Origin of the sequence: Micromonospora sp. NPDC049102 (assembly GCF_043197485.1) — a bacterium.
Lineage (GTDB): Bacteria > Actinomycetota > Actinomycetes > Mycobacteriales > Micromonosporaceae > Micromonospora.
The window spans coordinates 24,475-38,672 of the sequence record NZ_JBICTE010000038.1 but is presented as its reverse complement, the minus strand read 5'-3'; the positions used below and the strand labels follow the sequence as shown (position 1 = coordinate 38,672).

The following is a 14,198-nucleotide window of genomic DNA, read 5'->3' as shown; positions in this document are numbered from 1 at the left end:
TCATTCCCTCAGGAGAGTCGCGGCCGACAGCACCCGGCCCAGGCCACGGGGCGCCGGGTGCGATGGGGCGGCGGGCAGCAGGCGTACGGCTATACCAACCGACAGTGCGCCCGAATCGGTGCGGGCATCGTCGCCGACCATGACCGTCCGGGCAGGATCGGCGGCCAACGCGTCGAGGGCGACGCGGAAGAGTTCGGGGCCCGGTTTGGCGCAGCCGTGCTCGAAGGACAGCGCGTAGGCGTCGACGAGGTCGGCGAGCCCGGCCCGTTCGAACGACCCCCGCAGATCCCAGCCGCAGTTGGAGACCACACCGACCCGTACGCCGTCGTCGCGCAGCGCCCGCAGCACCGGTCCCGTGTCCTGATAGGGGCGCCAGCGCGCGGGGTCGGTGATGCAGTCGTGGAACGCCTCGGCCAGGACCGGGTCGACGCCCGGCACGAGGACGGCGGTCGCCACCCAGCCGGCCCGGTGCTCGGCCGCGGACAGGTCGCACCGCACGCGCTCCCGCAGGCCGGCCGGGCTCTCGCCGTACTCGAGGATCCGGTGCCCCAGGGTGTGTGCCCGCGATTCCGCGAGTTCCCTGCCCCGTCGCTTCGCGCAGGCGGCGAAAGCTGGGCCGTCGACGACCCGCGCCGGGTCGAACAGCGTGCCCGAGAAGTCGAACAGCACCGTCTCGATGGTCACGGCAGGCCACCTCGGGAGCGGTTCAGGACCAGGGCCGTGCCGGCGTTGAGGGCGAATGCGGCGACCGCCACGCCGGTCAGGCCGGCGACGCCGAGCAGCGGCGCGGCGAGCAGCGTGCCGGCCGCAGCGGCCGTACCCATGATGATCTCGCCGAGGTCCTCGGCCCGCCGCCGGGCGGACTCGCGGGTGCGGGCCAGCAGCAGCGCGGTGCCGCTGACCAGCTGTACGTTCCACGCCAACCCCAGCACGAGCAGGAACCCGGCTGCCGCCGCGCCGCTGTGCGGCCGGCCAGCGGTCAGGCCGGCGCCGAGCGCGCCGACAGCGGACAGCATCGCGCCCGCCGCGGCCACCGTGACCGCCCCGAAGGTGTCGCAGAGCCGGGCGGTTACCGAGGAGAAGCCGAACATCGCCGCCACGTGCGCGCTGACCACCGCGCCCACCATCCCCAGGCCCCACCCGTGGTGGTGCATGGCCGGGGGGACCACCGCCATCGTCGTCACCATCGTCGCGTTCGCGCCACCGAGCACCAGCACCGGCAGGGGTGGCAGCCCGATCCGGGCTGTGGGGGTCGGATCGGATCGGGCTGCCACCGGCAGCGCCGCAGGCGCCGGCATTCGGGCTACGAGCAGGGCGGCGATGCCGAAGGCGGGCACGGCCAGCAGGTAGAGGCCCGCCGCGGCGGGCAGCCCGGCCGCCACGGCGAGGCCACCGGCGGGCCCGAGCAGGTTCGGTCCGAGTACCGCACCGACCGATGCCGCGGTCAGCGCCGCGCCCACCGCGCGGGTCCGCGCCTCGGCCGGGACGAAGTCGGCCGCCGCGTAGCGGCCGAACATGACAGCAGTGTTGCCAGCGCCGAGCAGCGCATTGCCGGCCAGGACGAGGGACAGGTCGGCCAGTCGGGCACCCGCCACCACGGCGACCGCACCGGCGACCGCCCCCACCAGCCCGAGCAGGAGCCCGGCCTTTCGGCTGCGCCAGCGCATGGTCGCGCCGACCGGCAGGACCGCCACCGTGGCCCCCACGGCGATCGCGCCCAGCGGGAGCACGGCCGCGGCGGCCGAGCCGGTGAGGTCGGTGGCCAGCAAGCCACCGGCCGAGCCGCCCGCCGCCATGCCGACGGCGGCCACCGCCTGGGCGGCGTAGAGCAGAACGGGTGCTCCGGTACGGGACGGCTGTCGCGTATCGACGATCACGAGAAGGACACCGGCTGGGCCAATCCCGCGAACCGACGGAACATGTCGTCCATCCGGAGGTGGTTGGGGCCCATCACCGGCCGGTGGGCTGCGGTCAGTCCGGTGATGCGGTGCAGGATCGCCGGGGAGACCGTCTGCACGGTCGCCTCGAGCAGCGCCCACGCCGCCGACTGGAAGACCTCGCGCACCGCCTGATCGTCGTTCGTGGCGCAACCGCGTTCCGCCTCGGCGAGGAAGGCGTCGAAGGCCGGGCTGTTGGCGGCGCGTACCGGGATCATGTCGACGGCCGGCGAGAGGCTCTCCCTGGCCTCGTGGGCCTCGATCGCGTTGATCAGTGGACTGACGTCGCCCGCGAGCGCCGGATCGTAGAGGCCCGGGTAGGGCGCCTGCTCGTAGCCGGGGTCGTAACCGGCAACGTACAGCGGTGAGTCGCTGCCCGACTCCTCGATGATGCCGAGAGCCAGGTCGAGCAGGCTCACCGGCCATCCGAGGTCGCGGATCATGAACATCCGCATCTCCCGGTTGGGCTGGTGCGTCGACTCGGCGAGGGCGACAAGCATCAGCTGGGCCGACTCCTTGGCCGACTGGACGTAGAACACGGTCTCGGCGGAGTGCAGCCGCAGCGGCCGTCCGAGGTGACAGGCGCTACGGAACCGGTTCAACACGATCGAGTTGTCCACCACGTGTGTGAAGCGCACCCCGGTGCAGCGCATGCGACCGCGCGCGGCCACCCGGCTCAGGACGTACTCGCCCATCCGCTTCGACTCGGCGTAGACGTCGTTGGTCCACGGTCGTAGCGCCTTGCCGGTGGAGGCGTAGACCAGGTCGGGGACCTCGGCGCGCTCGGCCGCCTCGGCGACGTTGCGCGTGCCCAGCACGTTCGAGTACACGGTCAGGGCGGCCTCCTCCTCGGCCCGCCCGGGGTCACGCTGGGCGGCCAGGTGGAACACCACGTCCGGCCGGAGGGCCCGCAGGCACTCCTCGGTGCGCCGGCGGTCGCCGACGTCGAGGTGCAGGTAGCGGACGCCGGGAACGCTGTGGGCCGGCGGCGTGTTGGCGGTACTCAGGAGCACCGACGGCTGCAGGGCTGCCAGCGTACGCAGCAGTTCGGTGCCGATGCAGCCGCTGCCACCGGTCACCAGCACCCGGCGGCCGCGGATCGCTGCCCCTGCCTCTTGTTCGGGTACCGGTATGCCGCGCTCCTGAACGCACAGATAGCGGGCCAGTTCGGTGTGGCTGTCCGGTTGCGACGCCATCAGCTGCCCCGTCAGCCGACGCAGCCGGTCGAGCTCCTCGCCGGCGGGCGTCCGCCCGGGCGGTGCGACTTGAGTCATCCGGCACAGCGTGTCCAACGCACTCTGCATGATCATCCTCCCCGTTGCAGCCGGTCGTCGCGACAACGCGACTGATCGCCCCCGGGGAACGCTACGATCGCAATGTTCATCCATCAAGCCAAATTGGTGAACTTTGCAGTCAATTGACGCTCATTTTGCATTGCCCACACCAATGACTGAACGCGTCGGAACCGAATCACATTGTTATGCCGCCCCCCTCGATTCGAGGCATACTCAGTGACGGTTCATCGATGCCAATCACCATTGGAAGGTCTTTCGACATGCGCGTCCTCGTCGTACAGGACGACCTCGCCGGCCGCCGTCACCTCCTCCACCGGCTGGAACAGCACGGATACGAGGCATGGAGCGCCGGCACCGGCAAGTCGGCCCTGCAACAGCACCACCGGGTGGATCTGGTGGTGCTCGACATGGACGTACCCGACATCGACGGTCTGCTGGTCTGCACCGAGATCCGCCGCGAGTCGGACACCCCGATCATCGCCCTTACCGGCCGGGGCACCGAGGTCGAACGCGTGCTGGCCTTCTGGGCCGGCTGCGACGACTGCCTCGACAAGCCGTTCGGCGCAGAGGAACTGCTGGCCCGGGTCGATGCCGTGCTGCGGCGGCTGCGCCCGGCCCCGGACGCCCGCACCATCTCGCACGGCCCGCTGCACATCGACGTGGCCCGGCGTGAGGCCCGGCTCGGCGACCGGGCGCTCGCGCTGACCCGTAAGGAGTTCGACCTGCTGCAGCTGCTCGCCGCCCGCCCGGGGGTCGTGTTCAGCCGGCGGGAGCTACGGGCCCGGGTGTGGCACGACAGCGCCACGGCCACCGGCCGGACCATCGACACCCACGTCAACAGCCTGCGGGCCAAGCTGGGCGACACCAGGTGGATCGTCACCGTACGGGGTGTCGGTTTCCAGCTCGGCCGCGGCTTCAGCGCTGCGGCGTGAGCGCTACTTGCCGTACGGGTGCCGTTCGCGTGCCGCGCGCAGCGCCTCGCCCCACCACACGAGCTGGTCGAACATCGTCTTGACGGCCGCACCGACCGCCTCCGGATCGACCGGGTTGCCGTCCGGGCCGAACTTCTCCCACGCCATGTGGAAACTCACCTGCTCGCGGATCGTCATGGCGTGCAGCTCGGCGAAGACGAGCCGCAGGTGCTCGGCGGCGCGCAGGCCACCCGCCATGCCACCGTAGGAGACCAGGGCGACCGGCTTGGCCTGCCACTGGGTGTAGTGCCAGTCGATGAAGGACTTGAGCGACGCGGGGTAGCTGTGGTTGTACTCCGGCGTGACAACGACGAACGCGTCCGCCTCGGCCAGCCGGGGCCCGATCCGGGAGAGCGTCTCGGCGACGTCCGGGTCCGGCGACTGGGTCAGTCCCACCGGCAGCGGATGGTCGATCAGGTCGATGTAGTCGACCTCGAGATCGTCACGACTGCCGGCCTGGTCGGCGATCCATCGGGCGGCCGTGGGACCGAACCGGCCGTCGCGGACGCTGCCGCAAATCACTGCGAGCCGCAGGGAAGCCATGTGCGGGTGTTCCTTTCGTTGGGGGCGTGATCGGTGGCGGTACGCGCGTCACCTGGTCGGCGACAGCGCGTCCAGGTACTCGTCTTCCGAGCGGGCGCCGGACAGCTCCGGGCCGTCGTCCACCCGAACCAGCGGCACCGACGTGACGCCCCGCTCCCGCACGGTGAGAAGGGCGGCGGCGACCTCGTCCGGTCCGGGACCGCTCCCGCCGGCCGTCACCGGCGTGACACCGGCGTCGGCGGCGAGTTCGTCCAGCGTGTCCGGATCTCCGATGTTGCGACCCTCGTTGAAGTAGGCCCGGAACAGCCGTTCCGCGGCCGCCTCCGCCCGCCCCTGTCGTTGCGCCGTCGCCAGCAGCAGGTGGGCCCGGAACGTGTTGACGAAGATGGCCCGGCCGAAGTCGAGGCTGAGGCCGTCGCGGGCGGCGGTGCCGGTCATGCGCTGCACCATCTCCTGGGCAGCGGCACCGAAGTCCCGGCGGTGGCGCTCGGTCAGCGGCTCGCCCTCCTCGGGGGCGCCGGCGTCGATCTGGAACGGCCGGAACGTCACCTCGATCGTCCGGCCGTCCGCGCGCCGGCGGGCGGCGGCCTTCTCGAAGCGGGTGAAGGCCAGGTACGAGTGCACGCAGATGAGGTCGAGGACGAACTCGACAGGGGTCGAGCGGTCGGCGTCAGCGGACATGGGGAGATCCTTGGTCGAGTCGGGACGCGAGCACGCCGGCCCGGTCGGTGTCGGGTTCGGCGTCCGCGCGGGCACGGCGCCGGGACACGGCGAGGTAGCCGGCGGCGACGATCAGCGCGCCGGTCGCGATGATCAGGAACAGCGGCTGGATGCCGAGGCGGCTCACGGCCGGCTGGGTCACGATCGGCGCCAGGAACTGACCCAGGAACAGGGCGGTGGTCAGGAAGCCGGCGTACCGGCCACGGGAGTCCTCCGGCGCGGTGTTGACCACCCAGTTGTTCAGCGTCGGCATCAGGATGCCCAGACCGACGCCCATGACCAGGGTGCCCACGCCCAGCACGACGACGTGCGGGGCCGCGAACAGCACCAGATAACCGGCTCCGATCGCGGCGAAGGCCACGGCGACGAGCACGTACTCACCGGCCAGCCGCCGGATCGCGGCGAAACGCAGCGACACCAGGCCGGTGGTCAGGGTCTGCACCGCGATGACCGCGCCGGTGGCGATCGAGGTCGCGTGGAAGTCGTTCTCCACCAGGAACGGCACCTGCACCGGTACCGAGTAGAACGCGACCTGACCGAGCAGCATCGCGACGAGCGCCGCGGTGATGCCCACCGGCCACCAGCGCCGGGCGGGGACACCGGAGCCGGTGTCCCCGTCGGCGGAGCCGGGCGGGCGGGCACCACCGGGCAGATAGCGCAGCGCGGCGACGGCGAGCACCGCGCCGAGCAGGTAGACCAGGAAGACGCTGCGCCAGCCCAGCCCGGCCAGCGCGCCACCGCCGACCAGCAGGAGCACTCCGCCGAACGCTCCGGCGGAGGTCTGCCGGCCGAGCAACCGCTGCCGCTGGGACCCCTCGTAGAGGTCGGCCACCATGGCGACGCTGGTGGTCATCACGAGCGCGACCCCGAGGCCGAGCACGATCCGACCGGCCAGGATGCTGTAGAGGTCGGGCAGGTAGAACCCGGAGCTGCCGCCCAGGGCGAACGCGAGCATGCCGATGACCAGAGCCCGCTTCCGCCCGATCCGCTCGGACAGCGCGCCAGCGAACGGGGCGAACACCACGATCGCCAGCGCGTGGGTGCTGGTGATCATGCGGGACAGCAGGTCGGCGTCGGCCGTGTCGGCGAACGCGGCCCGGATGCCGGGAATGGCGGGTGACACGACCGCTCCCGCCATGATCGTCAGCATGCCCGCGAGGACCAGGACCGCTGCCTGCGCGCCCGGGGCCGGTCCCGCCGTCCGGCCGGGGCTGTCGGAAGGGTGCACGCCAGGTTCCTTTCCTCGGTCTCGCAGTGCAATCACGGACATTCACACCGTAGAAGCTGAACCAAGGATGAAGTCAAGTTCCGTCAGACCGGTGGTCGCTGGCCCCAGACCGAGAAGAGCAGGGTCGTGACATCCCGGGACGCCGGCTCCTCGATGGAGGCGACGAAGTCGGCCAGGTCCTGCGCGCTGACCCAGCCGTTGTCGACCAGCGGCTGGCCCTGCAGCTCAAGCCGGCGACGCATCAGCTCGTTCTCGTACTGCCCCTGACCGGGGCCGAGCGGCCGCAGGTGGAAGTCCACCCCGGCGAGCCCTTCGGCGGCCAGCCGGGCCGGCAGCCGGCGGGCGAACCGCATGTCTGCACCCTGTGCCCGGAACGCACGCAGGTAGGCCTCGATGACCCGGTGACCCAGCGGGGTGGCCGCGTCCTCGGCCGGCATGAAGTAGAAGTCCTCGACAAGCACCCAACCGCCCGGAGCCAGCCACCGCACGGCCCGGCTCAGCAGCTCGTCGGGGCTCTTGAGGACCGAGAACACGCCGCGGGCCAGGATGAAGTCGAACGATCCGGGCGCGAACTGCTCGGTCTCGATGTCGCCCTGCCGCACCGTCACCCCGGGGACGCGCACGTCGTCGAGGCCATCGGTGTCGACGTCGACGGCGAGCACCGACCCCTGCGGAACCCGCGCGGCGAGCCATTTCGTCATCGAGCCGGCGCCGGCGCCGATGTCGAGGCAGCGGGCGCCGGGCCCGAGCGGCAACCGGCCGATCAACTCGGTCGTCAGGGGGTCGTAGTTACGCTCCCACAACGCCGCGAGGATGGCCTCGGCCTCCTGCGCCGTCGGTTGGGTCAACGTCATGGCTCACCTCTCCGGTCGGCCCGATCCGCCGGTGGCTGGCCCGACGGTGAGCTCGACGGCTCCCATCGGGCAGCAGTCCGCGACAGAACGGGCGGTTTCGAGTTCTTCCGGGCCGGTCAACCGGGCCTCGACGGCCACGGCATGACCGGCCGCAGTCAGCCGAAACAGCGCCGGCGACATCGCCTGGCACAGCCCGGTGCCGCGGCACAGCCGCGGGTCCACGTGCACGGTGGCTTCGGTCTCCCGGTCGCCGGAGATCACCGTTGCGTGCCCGTCGTCCGTACCGGCAGCGTGACCAGGCGGCGCATCGCCCAGTTCTCGATGTAGCGCAGGTCCTGCCGGGCAACAGCGAGGTCCAGCTGGGGGAAGCGGCGGAACAGCGCCGGGATGGCGATCCGTCCCTCCAGCCGGGCCAGCGCCGCACCGAGGCAGTTGTGCAGGCCGTGGCCGAGCCCGACGTGGCGCAGCCGGGTCCGGGTCAGATCGAGACGGTCCGGCTCGTCGAACTGGCGTGGGTCGCGGTTGGCCGACAGGAGGGCGGCGATCACCGGAGCGCCGGCCGGCAGTACCGTGCCCGCGAACGTGAGCTCCTCGGTCGTGACCCGGAACAGCGCCGTGCTGAGCGCGCCCTCGTACCGGAGCAGTTCCTCGACCGCCGATTCCTCGACGCCGGGCCGCTCGACCAGCAGGTCGCGCTGGTCCGGGTGGTCGAGCAGGGCGAGTGCCGCGTTGCCGACGAAGGCCCGGATGGTGTCGCTGCCGGCCAGGATCATGGCCGCGACGGTGGCGACGAGTTCCTCCTCGGAGAGCTGGTCCCCGTCCTCGCGGGCCTGCAGCAGCGCCGTGGTCAGGTCGTCGTCCGGCCGCCGGCGCTTCTCGGCGACCAGGTCGGCGGCGTAGTCACAGATCCGGGCGAAGCCCTCGGCGACCTGGGCCATCTGCGCGTCGTCGGACGGGAACGCCTGGGCGAGCGCCTGCACGAGTTGCTCGTGGCGGTCGATGCGCAGGCCCAGGATCTCGCCCATCACGGCGGACGAGACCGGCCCGGCGTAGTGCTCCATCACGTCGAACGAGCCGCGCGCCTCGCAACGGTCGAGCGCCGCAGCCACAGCCTTCTCGACAACGGTCTGCCACTGGGCGATCCGGCTCGGCGTGAACGCGCTCATCACCAACCGCCGCAGGCGGGTGTGCGCCGGCGGGTCGACCACCGTGACCGCCTTCTCGAGCACACTGCCGGCCCCGCTGACCAGGCCCGCCGCCTGGAACTCCGGGTTGCCCCAGGTGCCGCCCTCGGAGCTGAATCGCTGGTCGGCCAGGAGCGTCCGCACGTCGTCGAAGCGGGTCACGATCCAGGTACGCACGCCGCCGACCGGGAACGCGAATTCGTGCACCGGCGAGGTGTCGCGCAGCCATCCGAGCGTCGGATAGGGGTCTTGGAAATACGTCGCACTGAACAGCGGAGCAGGCAAGGTATCCATTGTTTACGTCCCTCCGGAACCATTCGGACCGAGTCTGGTTGTCGACTCCGGCACCAGCAACGGCACCCGTGCCAGAGCCACGTCAAGAAATGCAAAGAATCGACAGGGCATACGCTGGCGGGCATGACGCACATGTCCCCCATCGCCAAGGAGCTGACGGTCGGCGAGCTGGCCCGACGCAGTGGCGTCTCCACCTCCGCCCTGCGCTTCTACGAACGCGAGGGGTTGATCCGCAGCCGGCGCACCCCGGGCAATCAGCGTCGCTACTCGCGCGACACGCTGCGCCGGGTGGCGTTCATCCGGGTGTCCCAGCGGGTCGGCATCCCGCTCACCGAGATCGCCGAGGCGCTGAGCATCCTGCCGACGGACCGGGCGCCCAGTCAGGAGCAGTGGGTGCAGTTGTCGGAGGAGTGGCGGACCGACCTCGACCGGCGCATCGCCCAGCTACTCAAACTGCGCGACGAGTTGATCGACTGCATCGGCTGCGGCTGCCTGACCCTGGAGAGGTGCGTCCTGGTCAACCCGTACGACGTGCTGGGCCGGCAGGGTGCCGGCCCGCGCCGCCTGCAGATCGAGTGAGGCGCCCCTCTACCGGTGGAGCCCTCGCGGTCACCGTTGCGGGCTGACGTGGTGCCCCACCACGTCGTGCTCCACTGTGCACACGAAGTACTGCGGGGGTGCCAGCTCCAGCCGCGCGACCTCGGCCTGACCGGCACTGATGCGCGGATCGGCCATCCACGCCTCGTACGCGCCGCGCCCGGTCCACACCGGATAGTTGACGAACGTCCGGCCGTCGGCGCTGAGGCAGACGTCGGCGGCGATGAACCCGGGATGATCGCGCTTCCACTGCCCGGAACGGTGCAGCAGGCCGAGCACCGCCGCCGCCGGTTCGGGGCCGGCGAAGTGTCGGATCGCGACCGCCGCCACCCGTGGGGGCTGGCCGACGGCCGGACCCCGGATTCCGCCGGCCGCGATGCCGGTCACGGTGACGGCCGTACGCACCGCCGCGTGCCGGTACGGGGGGCCCGGCTCTCCGAGCGCGGCGTCGTCGGGACACCAGAGGCGGTAGTTCTGCTCACTGGTCCACCGGGTGTGGTGCACCAACGTCGAGCCGTCGAGGGTCAGATGCACCCGGGAGAGCAGAAATCCGGGGGTGGTCCGCGCGCGGGCGTCCACGACGGCGGCCAGCGCGGCAACGAACTCCCCGGCGTCCGCCGGCTCGGCGAGGCGGAAGATGCCGAAGGCGGCGAAGTGTCCCATGTCCGCCCCGCTCAGCGGAATGCCGCAGCGTGCTCGTGCGCCCACTGGCGGAACGTCCGGGCGGGCTGCCCGGTCACCTCCGCCACCACTGTGGACCCGACCTCCGACTCCTTGGTCAGCATGGCGAAGTAGTCGAGGGCGCCGTCGGCGTACGACGGGGGCCAGCCGGTCGCCACCATCTGCCGCCGGGCCTCCTCAGCGTGTACGTCCTGCCACCGGAGCGGACGACCGACGACCTCACCGATGATCTCGACCTGCTCGCGCTGGGTCAGCACCTCCGGGCCGGACACCAGATATCTACGGTGCTCGTGCCCGTCGTCGAGCAGCGCCCGTACCCCGACCGCGGCCAGGTCGGCCTCGTGCACGGAGGTGCGGGCGGCGTCCCCGTACGGAAAGCGGACCACCTGCCCGTCGCCGCGGATCTGTGCCGCGAAGCCCAGGGCGTTGGCCATGAAGCCGGTCGTGCGCAGAAAGGTCCAGGTCAGCGTGCTCTGCTCGAGGAGCTGCTCCAGGTAGGCGTGGCAGTTGTTGTCGACCGGCTCCAGTCCGATGTGGACGCCGACCGAGGAGACCACCACCACCCGGTCGACCTGCTGCTCCATCTTCTTCAGCACCGCCGGGGCGGTGGCGGTGCTGAGCGAGAAGAACGGCCACATCCAGAAGACGCCGTCCACCCCGTCCAGGGCCGCGTCGAGGCTGTCCGGGTCCGCCAGGTCGCCGGTGCACAGCTGCACGCCGGCGGGAAGGCGATCCACATTCGGGTCGTCGGCGAGCACCAGCGCCCGCACCCGGGCGCCGGCCGCCAGCAACTGACTGACGGCGTGTGGGCCGACGTTGCCGGTCGCCCCCGTCACCAGCACGGTCCGTTGATCGTTCATCGCAGTTCTCCTTCTCGGTCCGAGGCCCGTGCGGCGGTGCGCCAGCTCCGCGGGCAGTACTGTTCCGCGATCAGCCCGTGCCGGTGCCAGCCCGCGGTCCGGTCACGGGACGCCGGGGCGGGAGCCGGGGAGGCGACGCGACGCGTCAGCAGGACCGCGACCACGGCGGCCAGTTCCTGCGGGCTCGGCCGCCCCCGCTCGACACGGACGTGGGTGGGGGTGCTTCGGGTGCTCATTGCGGCGGGTTGCCGTGCTTGCGCGACGGCCGGTCGCGGTGCTTGTCGCGCAGCATCGCCAACGCGCGGACGACGGTCTGCCGGGTCTGACGCGGGTCGATCACGTCGTCGACCAGCCCGCGCTCGGCCGCGTAGTAGGGGTGCATGAGCTGGGTCCGGTACTCCTTGACCCTCTGCTGTCGTACCGCCTCCGGGTCGTCGGCGGCCTGGATCTCGCGCCGGAAGATGACGTTGGCCGCCCCCTCGGCGCCCATCACCGCGATCTCGTTGCCGGGCCAGGCGAAGGCGAGGTCAGCGCCGAGCGAGCGTGAGTCCATGACGATGTAGGCACCGCCGTACGCCTTGCGCAGCACGATCGAGATGCGCGGCACGGTGGCGTTGCAGTACGCGTACAGCAGCTTCGCCCCGTGTCGGATGATGCCGTCGTGCTCCTGGTCCACGCCGGGCAGGAAGCCGGGCACGTCGACAAGCGTCACCAGGGGGATGTTGAACGCGTCGCAGAACTGCACGAACCGCGCCGCCTTCTCACTGGCGTGGATGTCGAGCACGCCGGCGAGCACGGCCGGCTGGTTGGCGACGACGCCGGCGACCTCGCCGCCGAACCGCGTCAGCGCACACACGACGTTGCCGGCGAAGTCGGGATGCACCTCGAAGTACTCGCCGTCGTCGGCGATCTCCTCGATCACGGACCGGATGTCGTAACCGCGACTGGGATCGTCGGGCACCAGGTCGAGCAGGGCGTCGTTGGGGCGATCCCCGGGATCGTCGCAGGGCACCGCCGGTGCGAGCACGCGATTGTTGGACGGCAGCAGCGACAACAGGTATCGGGTGTCCGCCAGGCAGGCGCGCTCGTCGTCGTACGCCAGGTGAGCGACCCCTGACGACCCGGCGTGCACGTCGGCGCCGCCGAGGCCGTCGTGGGTGATGACCTCGCCGGTGACCGCCTGCACGACGTCGGGGCCGGTGATGAACATCTGCGCGGTGCCGCGCACCATGAGCACGAAGTCGGTGAGAGCCGGCGAGTAGGCCGCCCCGCCCGCGCACGGCCCCAGCATGACGCTGAGCTGCGGGATGACGCCCGAAGCCCGGGTGTTGCGCTCGAAGATGCCGCCGTACCCGGACAGCGCCGCGACCCCTTCCTGGATGCGGGCGCCGGCACCGTCGTTGAGCGACACCAGCGGGGCGCCAGCCGCGAGGGCCAGGTCCATGATCTTGTGGATCTTGGACGCGTGCGCCTCGCCGAGGGCACCGCCGAAGATGCGGAAGTCGTGGGCGTAGACGAAGACCGTGCGTCCGTGCACGGTGCCCCAGCCGGTCACCACCCCGTCGGTGTACGGGCGTCTGTCCTCCAGACCGAAGCCGGTGGCCCGGTGCCGGCGCAGCGCCTCCACCTCGTGGAACGACCCTGGGTCGAGCAGCAGGTCGATACGCTCGTACGCGGTCAGCTTGCCCTTGGCGTGCTGGCGTTCGGTGGCCGCCGGGTCGGGGCCACGACGGATCTCGTCCTTCATCCGGGAGAGCTCGTCCGCGCCCGGACGAACCGGATCGATGGCGGTTGTCATACGGCTAACTCCTGTGCTCGGTACGGATGGGGGTGGGCAGGGAGTATCCGGCGGCCCTGGCCGGTCGCAGCAGTCCTGTGACGGCAACCGCCACACCGAGCGCGCCGAGGGCGATCACGAGCCACAGCGCCTGCGGGGCGGACCAGCTCAGCAGGACGGCCACCGCCAACGGCACCACCACCGCGGCCGCCTGCACCGCGGTCTGGTACCGGCCCGTGGCCGCGGCGCGCTGCTCGGGCGGCACGGCGGTGGCCGTCTGCACGTTGAGGGCGGTGAAGCTCAGGGCGAACCCGATGCCCACGAGCAGCAGCGGGAGCAGAACCGCGGACGCGTCGACGGGCCCCGGCCGCAGGACCCGCCCGAACACCAGGTAACCCAGACAGACGGTGACTGCCCCGGCCAGGATCGGCCAGCGGACACCGAACCGGCTGACCACCCGGCCCGAGAACGGCGCGGCCAGCGCGAGTGGCACGCTGACGGGCAGGAGCGCCACTGCCGTCCGCAGCGGCGACCAGCCCGCACTGGTCTGTAGCCACACCGTGGCCAGTAGCAGCAGACCCAGGTACGAGCCGTTGAGCGTGGCCGCCCCGGCCATCGCGCGCAGCAGCCCTGGCGCGGCGGCGACCGCACCCGCGCCGAGGCGTACCGGTGGGGGCGCGGCGGCGTCCGGAAGGACGGCCAGCCCGAGCAGGAACAGCAGGAGCGCCGCCGGCGCCGGAGCGATGAGCGTCCAGCGCCAGTCCGCCGCGCCCACGGCCCCGGCCAACAGCAGCCCACCGGTGAAGCCGGTGGCGGCCACGATCGTGTAGACCGAGATCGCCCGGTCGCGCTCCCGTCCCGGCGGGAAGGCCGCGGCGATGATGGTGAGCCCTGCCGGTGCGGTCAGCGCCGCGCAGCACCCCTTGACCACGCGGGTGGCCACGATGAGCGGGAAGTCGGCGGACAGGCCACCGAGCATCGAGGCGGCGGCGAACAGCAACAGCGCGCCGAGGTACACCCGCCGTCGGCCGAACCGGTGCACGGCCCGGCCACCGAGCGGCAACAGCGCGGCGAAGCCGAGCGCGAACCCGGTGACCAGGGCCTGCACCTGCGTCACCGCCAGGTTCAGGGAGCGGCCGGCCGAGGGCAGCACCACGACCATCATCGACACCTCGAGAGAGTCGATGAGCATGGTGCCGGCCAGCACCAGCAGAAGGGCCCAGCGGGCAGAGGTTCGCATCGGAGGCTCCCGGAACG

At 71.7% G+C, this 14,198-nt stretch carries 16 protein-coding genes; 2 read left to right on the top strand and 14 right to left on the bottom strand.

Features of this window, described 5'->3' with window-relative positions:
• From ACGFH9_RS27275 to ACGFH9_RS27265, 3 genes are read right to left on the bottom strand one after another with little or no spacing between them, the layout of a single operon-like run.
• The gene (locus tag ACGFH9_RS27275) at positions 1-684 is read right to left on the bottom strand and encodes an HAD family hydrolase (RefSeq protein WP_393224649.1); all 684 of its coding nucleotides are present in this window, start codon (positions 682-684) and stop codon (positions 1-3) included.
• Positions 681-1,877: a hypothetical protein gene (locus tag ACGFH9_RS27270; protein WP_393224646.1), complete on the bottom strand. Its 1,197-nt coding sequence runs from the start codon at positions 1,875-1,877 to the stop codon at positions 681-683. The genes ACGFH9_RS27275 and ACGFH9_RS27270 overlap by 4 nt, the downstream gene beginning before the upstream one ends.
• A complete protein-coding gene (locus ACGFH9_RS27265; RefSeq protein WP_393224644.1) occupies positions 1,874-3,211 on the bottom strand; it encodes an NAD-dependent epimerase/dehydratase family protein in 1,338 nt (445 codons plus the stop codon). The genes ACGFH9_RS27270 and ACGFH9_RS27265 overlap by 4 nt, the downstream gene beginning before the upstream one ends.
• 281 nt (positions 3,212-3,492) lie before the next feature.
• On the opposite strand from ACGFH9_RS27265, the gene ACGFH9_RS27260 reads away from it, so the two are divergent.
• Positions 3,493-4,164 carry a response regulator transcription factor gene (locus ACGFH9_RS27260; RefSeq protein WP_393224641.1) on the top strand — a complete coding sequence of 224 codons (672 nt, stop codon included), beginning with the start codon at positions 3,493-3,495 and terminating at the stop codon, positions 4,162-4,164.
• A gap of 3 nt (positions 4,165-4,167) precedes the next feature.
• Here the strand turns inward: ACGFH9_RS27260 and ACGFH9_RS27255 are convergent, their stop codons facing one another.
• The 6 genes from ACGFH9_RS27255 to ACGFH9_RS27230 form a co-directional block, all read right to left on the bottom strand.
• The gene (locus ACGFH9_RS27255) at positions 4,168-4,746 is read right to left on the bottom strand and encodes an NAD(P)H-dependent oxidoreductase (RefSeq protein ID WP_355236053.1); all 579 of its coding nucleotides are present in this window, start codon (positions 4,744-4,746) and stop codon (positions 4,168-4,170) included.
• Between the two features lie 48 nt (positions 4,747-4,794).
• Positions 4,795-5,427: a DsbA family protein gene (locus tag ACGFH9_RS27250; protein ID WP_393224638.1), complete on the bottom strand. Its 633-nt coding sequence runs from the start codon at positions 5,425-5,427 to the stop codon at positions 4,795-4,797.
• Positions 5,417-6,694, bottom strand: a complete 1,278-nt coding sequence (locus ACGFH9_RS27245; protein ID WP_393224636.1) for an MFS transporter — start codon at positions 6,692-6,694, stop codon at positions 5,417-5,419. Before ACGFH9_RS27245 ends, ACGFH9_RS27250 begins: the two co-directional genes overlap by 11 nt.
• Before the next feature lie 83 nt (positions 6,695-6,777).
• On the bottom strand, positions 6,778-7,548 hold the full coding sequence (locus tag ACGFH9_RS27240) for a class I SAM-dependent methyltransferase (protein ID WP_393224633.1): 771 nt from the start codon (positions 7,546-7,548) through the stop codon (positions 6,778-6,780).
• Positions 7,549-7,551: 3 nt separating this feature from the next.
• Positions 7,552-7,809 (bottom strand): ferredoxin, encoded by a 258-nt coding sequence (locus ACGFH9_RS27235; RefSeq protein WP_393224630.1) that lies wholly within the window; start codon positions 7,807-7,809, stop codon positions 7,552-7,554.
• A complete protein-coding gene (locus ACGFH9_RS27230) occupies positions 7,806-9,026 on the bottom strand; it encodes a cytochrome P450 (protein WP_393224627.1) in 1,221 nt (406 codons plus the stop codon). Before ACGFH9_RS27230 ends, ACGFH9_RS27235 begins: the two co-directional genes overlap by 4 nt.
• A 132-nt stretch (positions 9,027-9,158) precedes the next feature.
• Between ACGFH9_RS27230 and soxR the strand changes: the two genes are divergently transcribed.
• Positions 9,159-9,605: a redox-sensitive transcriptional activator SoxR gene (gene soxR, locus ACGFH9_RS27225; RefSeq protein WP_355236350.1), complete on the top strand. Its 447-nt coding sequence runs from the start codon at positions 9,159-9,161 to the stop codon at positions 9,603-9,605.
• A 30-nt stretch (positions 9,606-9,635) separates the two neighbouring features.
• Here the strand turns inward: soxR and ACGFH9_RS27220 are convergent, their stop codons facing one another.
• From ACGFH9_RS27220 to ACGFH9_RS27200, 5 genes are read right to left on the bottom strand one after another with little or no spacing between them, the layout of a single operon-like run.
• Positions 9,636-10,286: an antibiotic biosynthesis monooxygenase gene (locus ACGFH9_RS27220; RefSeq protein ID WP_393224625.1), complete on the bottom strand. Its 651-nt coding sequence runs from the start codon at positions 10,284-10,286 to the stop codon at positions 9,636-9,638.
• Positions 10,287-10,297: 11 nt separating this feature from the next.
• A complete protein-coding gene (locus tag ACGFH9_RS27215; RefSeq protein WP_393224622.1) occupies positions 10,298-11,164 on the bottom strand; it encodes an NAD(P)H-binding protein in 867 nt (288 codons plus the stop codon).
• Positions 11,161-11,400 carry an acyl-CoA carboxylase subunit epsilon gene (locus tag ACGFH9_RS27210; protein WP_393224620.1) on the bottom strand — a complete coding sequence of 80 codons (240 nt, stop codon included), beginning with the start codon at positions 11,398-11,400 and terminating at the stop codon, positions 11,161-11,163. The genes ACGFH9_RS27215 and ACGFH9_RS27210 overlap by 4 nt, the downstream gene beginning before the upstream one ends.
• The gene (locus ACGFH9_RS27205) at positions 11,397-12,962 is read right to left on the bottom strand and encodes an acyl-CoA carboxylase subunit beta (protein ID WP_393224618.1); all 1,566 of its coding nucleotides are present in this window, start codon (positions 12,960-12,962) and stop codon (positions 11,397-11,399) included. Before ACGFH9_RS27205 ends, ACGFH9_RS27210 begins: the two co-directional genes overlap by 4 nt.
• A 4-nt stretch (positions 12,963-12,966) precedes the next feature.
• Positions 12,967-14,181, bottom strand: coding sequence for an MFS transporter (locus tag ACGFH9_RS27200; RefSeq protein WP_393224616.1), 1,215 nt, complete (start codon positions 14,179-14,181; stop codon positions 12,967-12,969).
• Positions 14,182-14,198 lie beyond the last annotated feature (17 nt).